This window comes from Acidobacteriota bacterium (assembly GCA_020845575.1).
Classification (GTDB): domain Bacteria; phylum Acidobacteriota; class Vicinamibacteria; order Vicinamibacterales; family Vicinamibacteraceae; genus Luteitalea.
Genome location: JADLFL010000061.1, coordinates 24,354 through 42,489, shown reverse-complemented (window position 1 = coordinate 42,489; position 18,136 = coordinate 24,354). Strand labels below are relative to the sequence as shown.

The 18,136-nt window shown below is 68.8% G+C and carries 11 protein-coding genes; 4 read left to right on the top strand and 7 right to left on the bottom strand.

Going from position 1 to position 18,136, the window contains the following annotated elements:
• Positions 1-781, top strand: a 781-nt coding sequence (locus IT182_17120; protein MCC6165070.1) for an outer membrane protein assembly factor, incomplete at its 5' end; no start/stop codon positions are given.
• The gene (locus IT182_17115) at positions 781-5,307 is read left to right on the top strand and encodes a translocation/assembly module TamB domain-containing protein (protein MCC6165069.1); all 4,527 of its coding nucleotides are present in this window, start codon (positions 781-783) and stop codon (positions 5,305-5,307) included. The genes IT182_17120 and IT182_17115, both read left to right, overlap by 1 nt.
• Positions 5,308-5,898: 591 nt before the next feature.
• On the opposite strand, the gene IT182_17110 is transcribed toward IT182_17115, so the two are convergent.
• The 6 genes from IT182_17110 to IT182_17085 form a co-directional block, all read right to left on the bottom strand.
• Positions 5,899-7,185: an ABC transporter permease gene (locus tag IT182_17110; protein MCC6165068.1), complete on the bottom strand. Its 1,287-nt coding sequence runs from the start codon at positions 7,183-7,185 to the stop codon at positions 5,899-5,901.
• A 61-nt stretch (positions 7,186-7,246) separates the two neighbouring features.
• Entirely contained in the window at positions 7,247-8,542 is a 1,296-nt protein-coding gene (locus IT182_17105; protein ID MCC6165067.1) for an ABC transporter permease, read from the bottom strand.
• Positions 8,539-9,819 carry an HlyD family efflux transporter periplasmic adaptor subunit gene (locus IT182_17100; protein ID MCC6165066.1) on the bottom strand — a complete coding sequence of 427 codons (1,281 nt, stop codon included), beginning with the start codon at positions 9,817-9,819 and terminating at the stop codon, positions 8,539-8,541. Before IT182_17100 ends, IT182_17105 begins: the two co-directional genes overlap by 4 nt.
• Positions 9,816-11,096, bottom strand: a complete 1,281-nt coding sequence (locus IT182_17095) for a hypothetical protein (GenBank protein MCC6165065.1) — start codon at positions 11,094-11,096, stop codon at positions 9,816-9,818. Before IT182_17095 ends, IT182_17100 begins: the two co-directional genes overlap by 4 nt.
• Entirely contained in the window at positions 11,093-12,301 is a 1,209-nt protein-coding gene (locus IT182_17090; protein ID MCC6165064.1) for an efflux RND transporter periplasmic adaptor subunit, read from the bottom strand. The genes IT182_17095 and IT182_17090 overlap by 4 nt, the downstream gene beginning before the upstream one ends.
• Before the next feature lie 46 nt (positions 12,302-12,347).
• Complete coding sequence (locus tag IT182_17085; GenBank protein ID MCC6165063.1) at positions 12,348-13,376, bottom strand: HD domain-containing protein; 1,029 nt, start codon at positions 13,374-13,376, stop codon at positions 12,348-12,350.
• Positions 13,377-13,516: 140 nt separating this feature from the next.
• Here IT182_17085 and IT182_17080 point away from each other — a divergent pair, with 140 nt between their 5' ends.
• Positions 13,517-15,391: a sugar phosphorylase gene (locus IT182_17080; GenBank protein ID MCC6165062.1), complete on the top strand. Its 1,875-nt coding sequence runs from the start codon at positions 13,517-13,519 to the stop codon at positions 15,389-15,391.
• A gap of 88 nt (positions 15,392-15,479) precedes the next feature.
• Positions 15,480-16,001 carry a hypothetical protein gene (locus IT182_17075; protein ID MCC6165061.1) on the top strand — a complete coding sequence of 174 codons (522 nt, stop codon included), beginning with the start codon at positions 15,480-15,482 and terminating at the stop codon, positions 15,999-16,001.
• 2 nt (positions 16,002-16,003) lie between these two features.
• Here the strand turns inward: IT182_17075 and IT182_17070 are convergent, their stop codons facing one another.
• On the bottom strand, positions 16,004-18,076 hold the full coding sequence (locus IT182_17070) for a molybdopterin-dependent oxidoreductase (GenBank protein ID MCC6165060.1): 2,073 nt from the start codon (positions 18,074-18,076) through the stop codon (positions 16,004-16,006).
• Positions 18,077-18,136 lie beyond the last annotated feature (60 nt).

Sequence of the window (18,136 nt, the reverse complement as noted above, 5' to 3'; positions counted from 1 at the left end):
TCCCGTGCGTCGCCGGCAGTCAATCACGACGGCGTCGGTGACGTTCGTCAACGAGTTGGAGGACTACACGGTCTCCGAGGCCGCGCTGGTCGACCCCGGGTTCTACGACGACCTCATCGCGCTCGGCCTCAATCCCAACTCGGGGCGCGGCACGGGGCAACTCCTCGCGTTGTCGCTGGACCTGCAGCACAACACGACGCCCAACCTGATCGACGCGCGTTCCGGGCATCTCTGGAGTGTTCGTGTCGAGCAGGCGGGCGGCTGGATGCCCGGCGACTTCGACTACCGGGAGTACATGGCGGAGGTGCGGCAGTACGCCACCATCGGCGGCGTGGTGCTGGCCGCACGTGCGCGCGCCGGCACGATCGACGCCGACGGTGTGCTCGCCAGGGGCGTGCCGTTCTTCAAGCGCTATTTCCTGGGTGGATCGTCGAGCCTGCGCGGCTGGGGCCGGTTCGAGGTGTCGCCGCTCACGGTGGCCGGCAATCCGATCGGCGGGCATTCGTTGTTGGAATCGTCGGCGGAGGTCCGTGTGCCGGCGTTCGGGCCGATCACGATCGTGGGCTTCGTCGACGCGGGCAACGTCTGGTACGACAGCTTCGACTTCGACCTGAGCGACCTGCGCGTCTCGGTCGGTCCTGGCCTGCGCTACCGCACGCCCATCGGTCCCATCAGGTTCGACATCGGTTACCAGTTGACGCCCATCGAAGGGCTGCTCGTGAGCGGTGAGCCGGAGCCGCGCCGCTGGCGTTTCCACTTCAGCATCGGACAGGCGTTCTGATGGTGCGACGTGGACGACGGGCGGTTCGCGCCCTCGCGGTGCTATTGGTGCTGCTGGTGGGGTTGGTCGTGGTGGGCGGCGTGCTCTCGCAGACCGCGTGGTTCCGGGAGCGCCTGCGGCGTCTCGCCATCCGGCAGGCCGACCGTGCGCTCGAAGGCTCGCTCCAGATCGGATCGATCGAGGGTACGCTCGTCGGCGGCGTCCGCCTGCGCGACGTGTCGGTGCAGCAGAACGGCCTCACCGTCGTGCGTGTCGGCACTGTGGAGTTGCGCTACTCCATCGGCGACCTGCTGTCGGACGGCCGCACCGTGCAGCACATCGCGATCGACGATGTGGCCGTCGAGGCGGTGCACACGGCTGACGGCTGGAACGTGGCGCACCTGCTGAAGCCTCGACCACCTGCCGACCCGAACGCCCCGCGCGCGACGTTCACGCTTCCCGACATCCGCGTCACGAATGTGCAGGTCACGGTGCGCGAGACGGGGGGGCAACAGACCGACGCGATTCCGCGCCGCATCGATGGCCTCGCCTTCGAAGGCGCCGTGGCGAGCAGTCCGCGCGAACTGAGCGTCGACGTCCGGCGCCTGACGTTCCGCGCGTCGCAACCCGACCTCGATCTCCGCTCGCTCGCCGGCCGCGTCGTCAGCATGCCGGCGGGATGGCGCTTCCAGTCGATTGCCGCGCGTACCGGCGAATCGGATGTGACGGTCGGCGGGACGATGACGCGCACGGGCGTTGACGCGCCGTGGACGTTCGACATGCGCGTTGCCGGGCGTCCCGTCTCGCTGCCCGAGATCGAACGGTTCGTCCCGACGGGCGGCATGGCGCTGCACCCGGAACTGACGGTCGGCGTGTCCGGCACGCTCGATGCACTTGCGCTCGACGTGGACGTCACCTCGTCCGAGGCCGGCGAGGCGAAGGGGACAGTCACGCTCGACGCCACAGGCCCGGAACGTGGCCTGTCGGGCACGGTGAGCGTGGCCGATCTCGATCTCGCGCCGATCGTCGGGTCGGACGAGGCGCACGGACGCATCACGGGCAACACGACGTTCGACCTGCGGTTTCCGTCGGCGACGGAGGGATTCCCGGTCGACGGCACCGCGACGTTCACGGGACCGCGCGCGAGTGCGTACGGCTACGACGCCACGGACGTCACGGCGAAGGTCAGGCTCGACGGTGCGCGCATCGGACTCGATGCGTCAGCCGTCGCCTACGGATCGCGAGCGACGACGAGAGGCACGATCACGCGTCCGGACGGCCGTCAGCGCGAGTGGTCGCTGGATCTCGCGGGTCGGATCGCGGGACTCGACCTCAGGAAGCTGCCCGCGCACCTCCAGGTACCCGAACTCGACTCGGACGTGACGGGCACCTACACGGCGACGGGGCCGTTGAGTGCGCTGACGGCGGATGTCACGCTCGCGGCATCGACAGTCGAAGGCGCGTCGCTCACTGATGGCACCATCGGCCGGTTCGCGCGCGCGCCGCGCGGCTTCACGTTCGGTGCGACGGGTACCGTGGCGGGCCTCGACGTCCAGCGGCTCGGCAAGGCACTCGACGTGCAGGCCATGACTGCCCCCGAACTCGCCGGCATCGTCAACGGGACGTTCGACGTGACTGGCGAGCAGCGCGGCAGCGAGGGGCTGCGCGTGGACGCAACCGGCACGTTGACCGACACCACCACGTACGGCGGCCGCATGCCTGACGTGGTCTACAGCGTGACGCTCGACAGGGATCGCGTCGACGTCACGGCGAAGGGCGCCATCGAGGGCTTCCCGCTCGAGACGCTCACGGGGACGCCGGTCGCGAGCGGCGTGCTGAGGGGACGCGTCGACGCGAAGGTCGGCATCCCCGACGTCGGCGCAATCTCGATCGACGCGATCGAGATCGACGGTAGCGTGGCCCTCGACGCGTCCTCGCTGTTCGGCGTGCCGTTCACGACGCTGACGGCGGACGTGGCAGTGGCAGACGGCAAGGCGACAGTGCGCCGGCTCGATGGTGCGGGCGATGGGTTCACCGTGTCTGCAAACGGCGTCGTCGGCCTTGCGCCGGACGTGGCATCCGACCTGCGCTACCGCATCGAAGCCGCGTCGCTCGTGCAGCCGGCGAAGGTGGCGGATCTGCCACTGACAGGTGCGGCGACCACCGAGGGGCGAGTCGCGGGAACACGCGCGGATGTCCTCGTCACGGGCACGATCGCAGGCGATCAGGTCGCGTACGAGGATCTCGTGGCGGCCGACACCGTCACGGCGCAGTACGCCGTGCGCGTGCCCGACTGGGATCCGGAGCGCGTCGACGTGCAGGCGTCCGTCGACGGGCAGCGCGTGCAGGTCGCCGGTCAGACGCTGCCGGAGGTGAAGGGCATCGTCGGCTACACCGATCGTCTCGTGCGATTCGACGTCACGGGCAACGACGCTGTGCGCGATCTCGCGGCCCGTGGTTCGCTCGCGCTCGAGGAGACGATGCAGCGACTGACGCTCGACGCCGCGGAGGTGTCGCGCAATGGCGTGTCGTGGTCGCTGACATCAGGGACCACCGCGCGCATGGACATCACGCCGGCGCAGGTGACGATCGGTGCGCTCGACATGTCGCGCGGCACGCAGCGCGTGCAGGTCGAAGGAACCATCGGGCTGGCGGCCGATGCCGAGTCTTCGGTTCGTGTCGAAACCGTGAACGTGGACATCGGCGATGCGCTCGTCCTCGCGGCGCAGGACGTCGATGCCGACGGCGTGCTCAACGTCTCGGCGACGCTGGCCGGAACGCGCGAGCGTCCCCTGGTGGATGGCCAGGTGATGGTCACCGAGGGGCGGGTGCGGAACATCGACGTGAAGAGCGCCGGCGGGCAGATCACGTTCGACGGAACGCTGGCGCACATCGATGTCGAGATCGACAAGGACGGCTTCGCGAAGGTGACGGCGAAGGGCGTGGTGCCGAGGACTGCGCTCGATGGACGCGCCGGGGAGCACGTGGCCCCGTCCGAGCAGGACAAGTTCGACGTCGCGATCGTGTCCACGCCGATCGACATCGCGCTGGCCGAGGGCGTGACGCCGCACGTGACGGGGCTCGGCGGGCAGGCGCAGGTCGACGTCCGCGTGACGGGCGCGGGTCGCGATCCGCATCTGCGGGGCGTGGTGTTCGTCTCCAACGGCGCGTTCACCGTGCCTGCGACGGGCGTGAGTTACAGGAAGCTCGACGCCATCATGACGTTCGAGGACGAGCGAGTGCTCATCTCCGAACTGGGCGTCGAGAGCGCGCGGGGGGATCGACTGTCGGCGCAGGGGGAGCTCGGGCTGAGCCGCGAGCAGGCCAACACCGTCACGCTGCGCCTGAAGGGCGAGGACTTCCGCGTGCTGAACAACGAGTTCGGCGTGCTCGACCTCACCACGGACCTGACGATCACCGGGACCGTCATCGCGCCGTCGATCGAGGGCACGATCTCGGTGTCGAGCGGACGCCTCGAGCTTGACGAAATCGTTCCGCAGGTGTCCGACACCGCGTACGCCACGCGCGCCGAGTACCAGGGCATTCCCTCCGACCGTCTGCGCGGCGCGATCGTACCGGATCTGCTCGACTCCGATGACAAACCGCTGGCGCTCGCGCCGGGCATGAACACGTTCAGTGTCGGTCGTCCGGCTGCGCCGGACCCTGACGTGCCGGCGCAGACGTCGGCCGCGGCGTCGGGAGCACCATCCACCGGGGAAGCCGCCGCCGAGCCTGCGAGTGTGTTCGAGAACCTGGCGCTCAACGTCCAGGTGCGCATCCCCGACAATCTCGTGCTGCGCGGGCAGAGCATCGAAGTGGCGCGCGCGTCGATCGGCGACATCAACGCGACGTTCGGCGGCGACTTCCGCGTGGCCAAGACGGCGGGCCAGCCCATCGTGCTGCTCGGCGCCGTCAAGACGGTGCGCGGCACGTATGCGTACCAGGGGCGTCGCTTCGACATCCTCTCGGACGGGCAGATTCTCTTCCGCGGGAACGAGGAAATCGATCCGCGCCTGGACATCACGGCGCAGCGCGTCATCCAGGGCGTGGAGGCTCGCGTGCGTATCCAGGGCACGGCGAGCCAGCCGGATCTGTCGCTGTCGTCGGACCCGCCGCTCGACAACGGCGACATTCTCGCGCTCATCGTGTTCAACCAGCCGCTCAACCAACTGGGGACCGGGCAGCAGAACTCCCTGTCGTCGCGCGCGGGCGGTATCGCCGCGGGCTTCGTGGTGTCGCCGCTCGCCGAGGCGCTCGGCAGCACGCTCTCACTCGACCAGTTCGAGGTCGAGACCACCGATCCCAACGGGCGCGTCAATCCCGCCGTCGTGATCGGCCAGCAGGTGACGCAGGATCTCTTCCTGCGCTTCCGTCAGCAGTTCGGCAACCAGCAGGTCTCCCAGTTCCTCCTGGAATACCGCCTGGCCGACTACCTGCGCCTGCAGGGTAACGTCGCCGAAGGCGACGGCCTGACAACAGGTAACCGATCGCTCACGCAAAGAATCGAGCAGTACGGCATCGACCTCGTCTTCTACTTCTCGTTCTGAGTCTCGACAGCTACGACTTCCGACGGGGTTTTGCGGGCGTTCTCTTCGTCGCCGTCGTATCTGACGGACGTGCCCTGGCGCTGCCCGCCTTCTGTGGTCCAGCCCGGCGAATGCTCTGTCCGTCCCCGGCGCCCCCCTGGAACGGCCTGGCCTCGGGCCGAGGCGTGTGTGGCGTGCGATTCAGCCGCTGGATCTCGAAGTTCCCGAGGTCCTGTGGGGCTGCCCCTCGATTCTCGTTCTTGTCCACCGTTTCGGTCCGCGTGGCCGCCGCCTTCGATGTCCCCTTGCTTCGCTTCGCAGCATCCTGAGTGGCGCCTGTCGCCGCAACGAACAGCGTGGTAGCCGCGAGGACGGTCAGCATCGATCGAATGTGCACGTGAAAGCCTCCTGTGAGACGAGACGGGATGGTCTCTCTTTCACTGGCGACATTCGGCGTGGCAACTGGTCATGACTCGCGACATCGCGGGCGGCCATCCTCTTTCGCTGCCGCGCAGCTACAGAGGGCAGGCAAGGGCCGCCCCTACATGGCAGGCGGGGGCTGGCGCGGCCCCGCGTTGATGTAGGGGCACCCCTTGTGGGTGCCCGTCCCGTTCACTCCCGCACGATGGCGTCGATGGGGGAGAGGCGGGCGGCGCGGATGGCGGGGTAGGTGCCAAAGACGAGACCGACTGCCAGCGCGGCGAGGGCGCTCACGAGCAGTGTGCTGACGCTCACGGAGGCATAGATCAAGGCTTCGGTGCGCGCCCTGATGATGGCGGTGACGAGGTAGGCGCCCGCAAGGCCGACCACCACGCCGATGACGCTGCCGGCGGCCGAGATCGCGATCGACTCGGTGAGGAACTGGGCGAGGATGTCGCGTCGTCGGGCGCCGACGGCCTTGCGAATGCCGATCTCGCGGGTGCGCTCGGCGACCGACGCGAGCAGCACGTTCATGATGCCCACGCCGCCGACCAGCAGCGAGATCGACGTGAAGGCGCCGAGCATCAGTTTCATCACGAGGATGCCTTGTGTGGCCTGCGCGAGCCGCTCGGGCCCGTGCGCCACGGTGCGCACCTGTCCGGCCCAATCGGCGCGCGTCTTCACGACGTCTTCCAGTCGCCGCCGCGCGTCGTGAGCCGCCTCGACGTTCGGCACCGTCACGCTGAGCGTCCGCGCGCGTGGCTGCGGCACGGCGACGAGCGCGGCGTCTATCGCCTCGAGCGGCACCGTGGCCATCAGGTCGCGCGCTCCCGGTCCGTCGGCCACGACACCGACGATGTCGTAGGATGCGCCACCCAGCGTCAGCGACTGCCCGATCGGCGCCGCGCCAGACGATGGCGTGACGAGCGCATCGCCAGTCTGCTTCGTGACGACGGCGACGTGCGCCGCCGACCGGATCTCCTCTTCGGTGAACCACCGGCCCTGCAGCATGGCTGGCGCCACGGTGCGTCCTGTCGCCCACACGCCGAGCAGGCGGACCGCGCGAACCGCAGGATCGGGAGCTGCCGGCAGTTCCAGGCACGATTGGCCTTCCTGACAGCCCGCCAGCGCGGTGCCCGTCACCTCGAGACGAACATCAGCGTCAGGGATCGCGGTTGCGACCTGAGTCGCGTCGGCGGGCGTGAAGATCGGGTAGTTCGCGCGCGGCACGCGATGGCCGTCGATCGAGTCGAACGTCTTCGCTTCGAGCGTGATGCGCTGCATGCCCTCGAACGCGATCCGCTCGCGCGTGAAGGATTCGGCGCCGTCGGCCAGCGACAGCACCGCCGCAAGCGATGCGGCCCCCATGACGACGCCGACGGTCGAGAGGAGTGTGCGGAGAGGATTGGCGCGCAGGGCGTCGAGCCCCGTAGCCACGGCAGCAGGCACGCGTTGAAAGACGTACGTGCATGTCGCCACGTTCCGCGTGTAGTGAGCGAGGTCCAGACGAGACCTGAGGTCTCGTCTGGAACGAGTCGAACTATTCGTAGTGCAGGGCTTTGACGGGATCCAGTCGCGCGGCCTTGCGGGCGGGGTAGACGCCGAACAGCAGGCCGACGGCCACCGACACCGTGAACGCGAGCACCACCGAGAACGGCGTGATCACCGTCGTCCAGCCGGCGAAGTAGGCGACCAGGCGCGAGATCAGGACGCCAACGACAACGCCGAGCACGCCGCCGAGGCCGGAGATGATCGTCGCTTCGATGAGGAACTGCCGCACGACCTCGGCCTGCGTCGCACCGACGGCGCGCCTGACGCCGATCTCGCGCGTCCGCTCCATCACGCTCGCGAGCATGATGTTCATGATGCCGATGCCGCCGACCAGCAGCGAGATCGACGCGATGGCCACCATCACCATCTGGAAGATGCGTTGCGTGCGCTGCTGTTCGGCGAGCAGTTCCGCCGGTACGACGAGGGAGTAGTCGCCGGATCGCTTGTGCGTCTCGTCGAGCAGGCCTCTGATCGCCTGCGCGGCCGCCGGCGACGTCGACGCCTCGTGCACCTGCACGTACATGCCGTCGATCTCGTCCTTGAAGCCGCTCGTCGTGTCTTCCAGACGCAGGATCGCCGTCCACACGGGCACGTAGATCAGGTTGTTGCGGTCGTCGGCCGGCAGGCCGCTCGTGCCGCGCGGCGCGGCCATCTGCGGGCGGATCACGCCCACGATGCGCAGCCACTGCTCGTTGACCTTCACGTGCTTGTCGATCGGCGTCGTGCCCGGGAAGAGCGCGTCGGCCACGCCGTCGCCGAGGACGGCCACGGGCGCCGCGGCCTGCGCTTCCTCGGCGTCGAAGAAGCGGCCTTCCGAGAGCGTGAGACCCGCGATGGCTTGATAGGCCGGGGCCACGCCGAACACCACGGGCATGTCGCGCGCGGGGCGCGGCAGCAGGGCCGTGGGCGTGAAGCGCTTGCGCGGCGAGATTGCCGACATCTCCGGCACGTTGGCGTCCACCAGCCGCACGTCGTTGAACGTCAGTCCAGGCGAGATGGCGCGCATCTTCTGCATGCTCTGCCAGTCAGTGGCCTCACGCGCCTCGACGATCAGGTTGCGCACGCCGAGATTCTCGATGAACGCCATGACCTGCTGCTGCGCGCCGGCGCCGATCGACAGCATGGCGACGACGGCGGCCACGCCGCAGATCATGCCGAGCATCGTGAGCAGGGAACGCAGCTTGTGCGCCAGCAGGTTCTCGAGTCCCATCCTGACGTCGGGCCCGAACCGCGACACCCATCCACGCTTCGGTGCGCGCGCGATCGCCTGTGCCTCGACGTTCATCGTGCGCCTCCCGCGGCGGATGCGGCGGCGGGCGCGTCGCCGTCGCGCACCGTGGGATCGCGCAGCGCGACGAGCGTGCCTTCCGTGAGCCCGTCGACGACCACGCGCGACTGCGTGCGCGCCACCACCTTGACTGGCGTTGGTGTGAAGCGACCATCGTCGGCGAGAAACACCGTTGGCGTGCCGTCGCGATCGAAGATGGCCTGACGCGGCAGCGACAGGACACCCTGAAGCGGCGTGCCTTCGATCGTCACGCGTGCGGTGCGTCCGGCGTCGACGGTGCCGTCGGCGCCCTCCATCCTGAACGTGACGTCGAACTCGCGTTGCGAGGACGCGCGCCACACGCCGCCGCGATCGGCCATGCCCGCCACCGTGGCGACAGTGGCGTCGATGGGGGCTCGCGTACTGCCATCGAGCTGGATCGATGCCTTCTGGCCGACCTTCACGCTGGCGGCGAGCGATTCCGGCACGCGCGCACGCACGTTGATGGCTGCCGGGTCGAGCACCATCAGCACGGGCCGGCCCGGGAACACCGTGTCGCCTTCGCGGTAGTCAGGCAGCGACATGCCGGGGAAGAACGCACCGCCGTTGGCATCCTGGTTCTGGCGGACGGCGACGATGCCGGCGAACGGCGCCGTGACACGCATCTGCTCGATGGCCAGCCTGGCGCGATCGCGCGAGAGGGTGGCCTTCTGCCGCTTCTCGTCGGCCACCGCGCGCGCGGCCTGGCTTGTCTGGGCGCGTGACTGGACGTCTTCTTCGATCTGCGCGAGCTTGCGGCGCGACTCCTCGAGCGTGAGCTGGTTCTTGCGCGCGTCGACCTCCGACAGCAGTTCGTTGGTCGTCACGTCGAGTTCCGCGCGCCTGACGTCGAAGCGGGCCTTCAGCAGGTTCACTTCGTCCTGTGCGGCCTGCACCTGCCTGTCGGCATCCAGCTTCTCGATTTCGAGCGTCGACTCGGCCACCTCGCTCTCGCTGATCTCGAGCGAGAACTCCTGCTCGGCGGTGTCGAAGCGCATCACCGTGGTGCCGGCTTCGACGCGCGCGCCCGTGGGCAGCACCTCCACGAGTCGCAGACTGCCGCCGACGGCTGGCGCGGTGACCAGTTGCGAACGGGTGGCGACGAACTCGCCCGCGGTGTAGACGTCGGCGCTGATGTCTCCGCGCTGCACTTGCGTGGTCGGCACCGATGCGTCGCCCGATGTCGTCGTGCAGGCCGTCGTCGTGAGGCCGAGTGCCGTCGTCATGAGCGTGGCGACGATCGCGCGGCCTGTCATCGTGTGCGTCCTTCCAGAGCGGTGAGGCGTTCTTCGGCGTCTGCCGGAGGTGCCACCGCCACGCGTTCCCCTGGTTCGAGACCCGCGGCCACGGCCGTCACATCGTCGTTCCTGTGCGCGATGCTCACGAGGCGCGGTTCGAATCCGCGTGACGTCACCACGTACGCCACGGTGCGGCCGCCGTGGGGGAACAGTGCCCGCGACGGCACGAGGATCTGGTTCTGGTGGCGCGCAACGGACACGCGCGCGACGGCGGTCATGCCAGGCCTGATGCGGGGGTCGTTGGCTGCCAGTTCGAGCACGAGCTCGAATCCGCGCTTCGGGGGCCAGCCGCCGCTCGTGTCCATCTTCGCAATCGTCCCGATCGACGCGAGCCGAGCCGGGATGTCGGCATCCGCCACGGCGTCGATGCGGATCGTGGCGTCCTGGCCGACGGTCAGGCGGCTGCGATCCACCTCGTCGACCATGGCCGTCATGCGCGCCGACGACAGGTCGGGCAGCTCGGCGATCTGTGCACCGGGCCACGCGGAATCCCCAACCTGGAACGCGCGCTGCCCCTGACCGAACTGTCCCGCGCGCCAGTTGTCGAGCACCACCATCAGGCCGTCTGTGGGCGCCTTGATGACGAGGGCCTCCAGGCCGCGCGACGTGCGTCCGACCTCGGCTTCAGCGCGTTCGAGCTTGCCGGTGAGCCCGCCGACGGTGGCTTTCGTCGCGGCACGTCCGCTGGCCAGCACCGTGTCGGTTTCGGTGAGCTTCTGTTCCTTGTCCGAGAGCAACAGGCGAGCCTTCTGTTCGTCGAACCGCGACTGCAGTTCGCCGGCCTTGACGTCGAGGCGTGCGCGCTCGACGTCGAACTCCGCCGTCACGCGGCCCGTGGTCAGGGCCTCGAGGTCGAGCCGGCCTTCGGCTTCGGCCCTGCTGATCTCGGCGCGCGACGCGCGCAGGTCGGACCGCTTCTCGTCGAGGCGCTGACGAAGGGACGTGGCGTCGAAGGCGATCACGACGTCGCCCTTGCGGACGGGTGCGCCGTTGGGCGCGAGTTCGAGGATGCGGAGCTCGCCGGCGTCCGACGGTGCCGTCAGGGCCTGCGAGCGGAGTGCGCGGATCTCGCCGCGGACGGTGGCCCTGTCGTCGAAGCGACCGCGCGTGACCTCCACCGTATCGACGCCGCTCATGTCGGCGCCACGGCCGAACACGTGCCAGCCACCGAAGCCGACGAGGGCGAGAGCGACGACCAGCGCCGCCGCGCGGCGCGAGGGCCGCGGTCTGGTCACGAGGGACCTCCCGCGAGCGCCACGCGGTCGCCGGCCGCGAGTCCCGACGCGATCACGGCATCCGATGGCGTGAGGGTCGTGAGCGTCACCGCCTGCCAGCGACCGTCGCGGATCACCCCGGGCCGGCCGTCCTTCCACGCGATCGCCTGTCGCGGCAGCGCCAGCACGCCTGACCACGACCCGAGACGGACGTCGACGGCTGCGGAGAGATCGGGCGTGAGGACGGCGTCGCGCCCGTCCACCGAGAACAGCGCCACGAGGCTGCGGACCTTCTCGGACATGCCGGGCGTGGCCACCGGCGCCAGGCGCTCCAGCCGTCCCTCGAAGCGCTTGTCGGGATACGCGTCGAGCGAGATGCTCGCGGGCAGGCCGACGGCGAGCCCAGCCACGTCTGCCTGATTCACCTTCACGCGCACGCGCACGGCCCCCTCGGCGACGATGTCGAGCAGGCCGAGCCCGGTCCTGACCTCTTCCCCCTCCTGTGGTTCGCCCATGCGGCCACCCTTCCACATCGAGCGCAGCACCACGAGGCCGTCGAGCGGGGCCCGCACCGACAGCCGCTCCGCGTTGGCCTCGGCGTGCTGCCACGCGCGGCGCGCCCTGTCGCGCCTGATTTCCAGTGTACGGATCTCGGCCCGCGCGGCCACCTGCTTGAGGGAGTACGTCTTGCGGAGCTGCGCCAGTTCGGCCTCGCTCGATTCGCGCAGGAGCAGGTTCTTCTCGGCGTCGATGCGCGGCAGCAGGGGATTCTTGTCCACCTCGAGGCGTGCGAGCGCCAGCGCGTTCTCGGCGGTCTTGATGGCCGTGTCGTCCCTGGCACGCGCCTCGGTCTGCTCGGCCACCTTGCGGTGGACCTGCTCTTCGAGATCGCGGAACTCCGCCTTCTTCTCGAGCGCCGTGTTCAGTTGCGCCTGGCGATCGAACTCGACGACCAGATCGCCGGCCTTCACGCGCGCGCCGTTGGGGGCGAGCCGCGTGACGACACGGGCGTTCAGGTTCTGTCCGAGGATGCGCGGCACGACCACGCCCACCGCGTTCTCGGCTTCGACCGTACCGTGCATGCGCACGACGTGCGAGACGTCGCGCTGCGCGACGGCCACGGTGGCCGGCGCGCGTGTCTCGGCGCGATCTGCCGGGACGTCGGCGCGGTTGGATACACAGGCAGCCGAACCTGACAGGCTCAGGATGACAAAGAGTGTGCGCACGGATCCGACGGCTTAGACGAGAGCTGCCGGGCAAAAGTTGGATGAATCAGTTCGCGGGGGCCCTGAGCGTCTTGATGAACTGCGCGAGAAGCTCCTGGTCGAAGTGCGACGCCATGTGCGTCGACATGAGGTGGAGGGCGTCGACGGGTTTCATGGCGCGCTGGTAGCTCCTGTCGCTGGTCATCGCATCGTACACGTCGGCGATGCCGGCGATGCGGCCGAACAGGTGGAGGTGTTGTGGCTCGAGGGCGCGTGGATAGCCATTGCCCGACAGGCGCTCGTGGTGCTGCGACACCACCACCATGCCCAGCGACCCCATGCGGCCGTCGTGCTGGAGGATGTGCTCGCCGCGCGTCACGTGGGTCCGCATCAGGGCCATTTCCTCGTCGGTATAGGCGCCGGGCTTCACGATCAGTTCGCGAGGCAGTTCGCTCTTGCCGATGTCGTGCAAGAGGCCGCCGAGGGCCAGGTCGCGCAGGTCCGTGGCGTTGCGGACGCCGGCGGCGTAGGCCAGGCCTGTGGCGAAGATGCTCACGTTCATCGAGTGGCGCACCGTGTCGTAATCGCGCGCCATCAGCGCCGCCATGTGGCCGAGCGCCTCCTGCTCCTTCACGAGCAGTTGCACGGTCTGCTGTGCCACGCGCCGCGTCCGGGGCACCGCCTCCGTGTGTCGCGGGTCTACCATCACCGACTCCAGCGTCGTCTGGGCGGCCGACTGGAGCAGTTCCACCTTGCGCGGCGTGGCGATCGCCGGGTTGGACAGGAGCGTTTCGAGATGCCGCTCGACGTAGTGCTCGTAGCGCCGCCGCTCGTCGCCCTTCAGCCAGAGGGTCTGGACGTTGTTGGCGAGCAGGCGCGCGTGATGCGTCGTGGTGAACTCGAGATCGGGCCCGCGAAAGAGGACGAAATGGCCGGGCGAGGTCTGCAGGTGCAGGTGGAAGTCGACCACGGAATCGACGACGAGGCCATCGAGCTGCACCGGGATGTACAGCGGCCGCACGTGGCCGAACGCCGCGCGTACCGACCCCTCGGGGGAGTCGGGTACTGAAACGCGCGCGCGGGCCGTCGCAGCCATGCCGGTCCCTGCATTGCAATTCCCGCACCAGGGAGCAAGGAGCACCGGCGCGCCAGAACACGTATCGCCCGCCAGCGGGATGACGGTTCTGCGGCCTCGACGACGAAAATGTGATCGCCGCTTCTGTTACGTTTGTGCGCATGGAGGAGGCCGCAGCATCGCTGAAGGGAGCCGGGGCGTTCACGGACACCTGGCGGCTCCCGCACCTGTCGGAACCCGACTACTCGCAGCCCCTGCTCGCGATCACCGACGCGCAGCGACAGCGGATGCTGGAGCTGCTCGTGCTGATGTACGGGCAGGAGGTGGCCGAGGAGACGATGCCGGATCTCGAGCGGCTGATGCGCGTGTACTACGCGCACAAGCCGCCGGCGCTGCTTGCGGCCGACGCGTCGTTCCACGCGGCCGAACGCTTCTCCGAGCGCGACATCGTCCTCATCACCTACGGCGATCTGCTCACGTCGCCGGGACGTCGGCCGCTGCAGGTGCTGGCAAGCTTCCTGCGGCGCTTCATGCGCAGTTCGATCAATACGGTTCACATCCTCCCGTTCTTCCCGTATTCCTCTGACCGCGGGTTCTCGATCGTCGACTACGAAGAGGTCGATCCGCGGCTGGGGTCGTGGGACGACATCGCTGCGCTCGCGTCGGAGTTCCGCCTGATGTTCGACGGTGTCTTCAACCACGCGTCGAGCCGCAGTCGCTGGTTCCAGCATTTCCTCAACGGCCGTCCGGGCTACGAGGACTTCTTTGTCGCCTTCAGCACGAAGGACGCCATCTCGCCGGACTACCTGCGGCTGATCCTCCGCCCGCGGACGTCCGATCTCCTCACGCCCTTCCGGACGATCAACGGCCAGCGCTACGTCTGGACGACGTTCAGTCCGGACCAGGTGGACCTGAACTTCCGCAACCCGCGTGTGCTGATGCGCGTGGTGGAGATCCTCCTGTCGTACGTCCAGCGCGGCGCCGACGTCATCCGTCTCGACGCGGTCACCTACATCTGGCGCGAGCTCGGGACCAGCTGCGCGCACCTGCGGCAGACGCACGCCGTGGTGCAGCTCTTTCGCGCGATCCTCGACGTGGTGGCGCCGCGCGTCGCGCTGATCACGGAGACCAACGTTCCGCACGCCGACAACATCGGCTACTTCGGCAACGGCTCCGACGAGGCGCAGCTCGTGTACAATTTCGCGCTGCCGCCGCTGGTGCTGCACTCGTTCCACACGGGGTCGTGCGACACGCTCTCGCGGTGGGCGCGCACCCTCACGCCGATCTCCGACACGGCCAACTACTTCAACTTCCTGTCGTCGCACGATGGGGTCGGCTTGCTCGGGGCGCGGGCGATCCTGACCGACGAGGACGTCGCGGCGCTCGTCGATCGCACGCTCGCGCACGGCGGGTTCGTGTCGTACCGCTCCAACGGAGACGGTACGCAGAGTCCCTACGAACTGAACATCGCGTGGTACAGCGCGCTCAACAAGGATGGCAACGGCGAGTCGCAGTCGCTGCAGGTGGCGCGTTTCCTCGCCGCGCGCTCGATCCCGTTCGCCATGCGCGGCGTGCCCGGCATCTATCTCCCGACGCTGTTCGGCGCCCGCAACGACACCGACGCCGTGCTGCACGGCGCCGAGAAGCGCAGCATCAACAGACGCACGTACGAAGAGGCGTCGCTGATGCGGCTGCTCGACGATCGGGAGTGCTGGGTGTCGCAGGTGGCGCGCGGCATGCGCCGCATGGTGCGGCGCCGCATCGCGCAGCCGGCGTTCCATCCCAATGCGTCGCAGGCGATCCTCGACGCGGGCACGGGCGTGTTCGCCCTGCTGCGTGAACGGCCCGGCGTGCAGCGGCTCATCGCACTCACCAACGTCACCGACCAGCGCGTGCGCGTGCGCCTGCGCGCCGAGGACATCGGTGACGACACCGTGTGGCGCGACGTGCTCGGGACGGCACGCTACCAGGTGGCCAACGGCGTGCTGTCTGTGGCTCTGCCGCCCTACGGCGTCGCCTGGTTGAGTGCGAGCTGACGGGCCGCTTACGGCGTACGGCGTACGCGGAAAGGTGAAAGGACGTCCCGGTGCCCGGTGCCCGGTCTGTTCGTGCTGTAATCGGACGATGGTTCGTGCGGTCGTCGTCGCCGTGTTGTTGACTGGCGCTGCCGTGGCAGGGGCGCAGCCGCGCCCCCCTGCATTTCTCGATTCGGCGCCACTCGGGCCCCGGCTGACCACGCCGCACCTGTTGGCCGAAGCGCGCGGGCCCGTACGAATCGGCGCTGACGGTCGTGGCTCCGTCACGATCGTCGTCACACCGAAACCGAAGATGCACGTCTACGCGCCAGACGAGAAGGGATACGTGCCCTTCAGCGCCACGCTGCAACCCGCGTCGAGGCTCACGCCGGGTAAGGTCGTGTATCCGAAGTCAGAGGTGTACGTGTTCCCGCCGACGGGCGAGTCGTCTCGCGCCTACATGAAACCGTTCACCGTCACGTACGCCTTCACGCTGACAGCGGAAGGCCAGGCGCGTCTCGCTGCCGACACGCAGATGCCCGGCGTCGTCAGTCTGCGCTACCAGGCCTGCGACGACACGGTGTGCTACCGCCCCACGACAGGGTCGTTCGTGTTCAGCATCGTGCCGTAGAGTCAGTGCACTTCGGTCGGCCGCGCGGGGACGTACACGCTGAGGTCGGCGTCGCCGAAGGCGGCGCCCACGATGCGCGCCACTTCGACGCGGGCGTCGTTGAAGCAGGCACCGCCCGAGTGGCGTTCGACGGTTGCCGGCGCCAGCGCGGTGGCCGTCTCGCCGTTCAGCGTGCTCTGCCGCCACAGGCCCTTCGGCAGGCTCACCACACCCCTGGCGATGCGATCGCTGACGTGCGCGATGCAATGGACGTCACCGAGCGCGTTGAAGACGCGGACGGAGTCGCCATCAGTGATGCCGCGCGGTTCGGCGTCGGCGCTGTGGATCAGCAGCCGCGCGACGTTGCGGCGCAACTGGCCGAACGTCGAGCTCACCGTCTTCCCGCTCGCGGGCGAGATCAGCGCGAGCGGATATGCCGGCGAGGCCGGATCGGCCTCGTAGCTGTAGAGTGGCCCGTCGGTGGCCAGTGCCTCCGGATACAGGTGAATCTTCGCGTCCGGCGTCAACGGGAACGCGTCGACCATCTGCACCGGACGCGGGCCGCACGGCGGCACGGCGGCACGCTGCTCCATCACGGCCGTCGCGATCGCTTCAGGTAGGCCTGCGCTCACGCGCAGCAGCGCGTCGGTTTCTTCTTCCTCGTCGCCCACGCCGAGTCGTGCGGCCAGTTCGCTGAACACGACGACATTGGGACGAGCGTCGCCGACGGGCTCGATCACGGGCTTCACGAGTTGCATGGCGTAGTTGCCGTAGCCGCGCGCGATGTCGTAGTGCTCGAGGAAGGTCGTGGCCGGCAGGATGACGTCGGCATAGCGCGACGTGTCCGTACGCACCTGATCGAACACGACGGTGAAGAGGTCTTCGCGCTGCAGGCCCTTGAGGATGCGGTTCTGGTCCGGCGACGTCGCGAGCGCGTTGCTGTTGTAGACGAACAGCACCTTGACGGGCGGCGTGGTCGCCGCATCGAGTGCTTCGCCGAGTCTGTTCATGTTGATGATGCGCGTCGGCGTTTCCGGAACGCGGCGCCATCGCTCCGCGTCGATGCCCCACGCGCCGCTGTTGCTCAGCGTGTAGCCGCCGCCCTGCACGCCGAACGCGTTGACCAGCGCCGGCAGCGCCAGAATCGCGAGCACGGCTTCGGTGCCGTTGCGGTTGCGCTCCAGCCCCCACCCACAGCGGACCAGAGACGGCCTGATCGTCGTGTAGAGGTCGACGAGGCGTGCGACGGCACGCTCGGGGATGCCGGTGATCGCGGCCACGCGATCGAGCGTCCATGGCTCCGTGCGCGCGCGGAACGCCTCCACGCCGGTCGCGTGCGCCGCGAGGAACGCGTCGTCGACGGCGTTGCGGGCGAAGAGTTCGCGCGCGAGACCGAGCGCGAGGACGAGATCGGTCCCCGGCCTGATGGGCAGGTGCAGATCCGCCAGCCGTGCCAATGGCGTCTGTCGCGGATCGATCACCACCAGCGTGGCGCCGTTGGCGCGCGCCGCCTTGATGAAGGGCACCAGGTGGATGCCCGACGCCGACGGATTGGCGCCCCACATCACGACGAGCTTCGCGTGTGCGTAGTCCTCATAGGCCACGCCGGGCATCCTGCCGTACATCGCCTGCGCCGCCGTCGTCGTCGGCGCGGCGCACACGGTGCGGGCGAGGCGTGACGCGCCGAGCGCCCGCCACAACTCGGCATCGTTCGTCTGGTGCGTGATCAGTCCGTTCGAACCACCGTACGAGTAGGGCAGGATCGACTCACCGCCGAACTCGTCGCGCGCCGCCTGCATGCGCTGCGCGATGAGCGCCATGGCCTCTTCCCACGTCGCCCGGCGGTAGGTTCCGAAGCCTTTGGCACCATCACGAATCTCGGGGTAGAGGAGTCGATGGTCGCCGTACAGGTGGTCGGTGAATCGGCGCACCTTGCCGCAGATGAAGCCGTTGGTCGTGGCACTGGCCGGTCCGGCATCGACCCCGACGACGCGTCCGTGCTCGACGCTGACAGACAGGCTGCACGAGTCAGGGCAGTCGAGCGGGCACGCCGTCTCGACCGTCGTCGCGTTTCGTCGTCGAGATTCGCCTGACATTCCCGGTATTCTGGCACACGATGCGCGTTTGCCTGTGCCCCGGATCGCTCCCGTTTCCCG

Bases quoted from the DNA above. Each gene is read 5' to 3' on its own strand.
- IT182_17115 (MCC6165069.1), top strand. From the start codon at position 781: ATGGTGCGACGTGGACGACGGGCGGTTCGCGCCCTCGCGGTGCTATTG.
- IT182_17105 (MCC6165067.1), bottom strand. From the start codon at position 8,542: ATGAACGTCGAGGCACAGGCGATCGCGCGCGCACCGAAGCGTGGATGG.
- IT182_17100 (MCC6165066.1), bottom strand. From the start codon at position 9,819: ATGACAGGCCGCGCGATCGTCGCCACGCTCATGACGACGGCACTCGGC.
- IT182_17085 (MCC6165063.1), bottom strand. From the start codon at position 13,376: ATGGCTGCGACGGCCCGCGCGCGCGTTTCAGTACCCGACTCCCCCGAG.
- IT182_17080 (MCC6165062.1), top strand. From the start codon at position 13,517: ATGGAGGAGGCCGCAGCATCGCTGAAGGGAGCCGGGGCGTTCACGGAC.
- IT182_17075 (MCC6165061.1), top strand. From the start codon at position 15,480: ATGGTTCGTGCGGTCGTCGTCGCCGTGTTGTTGACTGGCGCTGCCGTG.
- IT182_17070 (MCC6165060.1), bottom strand. From the start codon at position 18,076: ATGTCAGGCGAATCTCGACGACGAAACGCGACGACGGTCGAGACGGCG.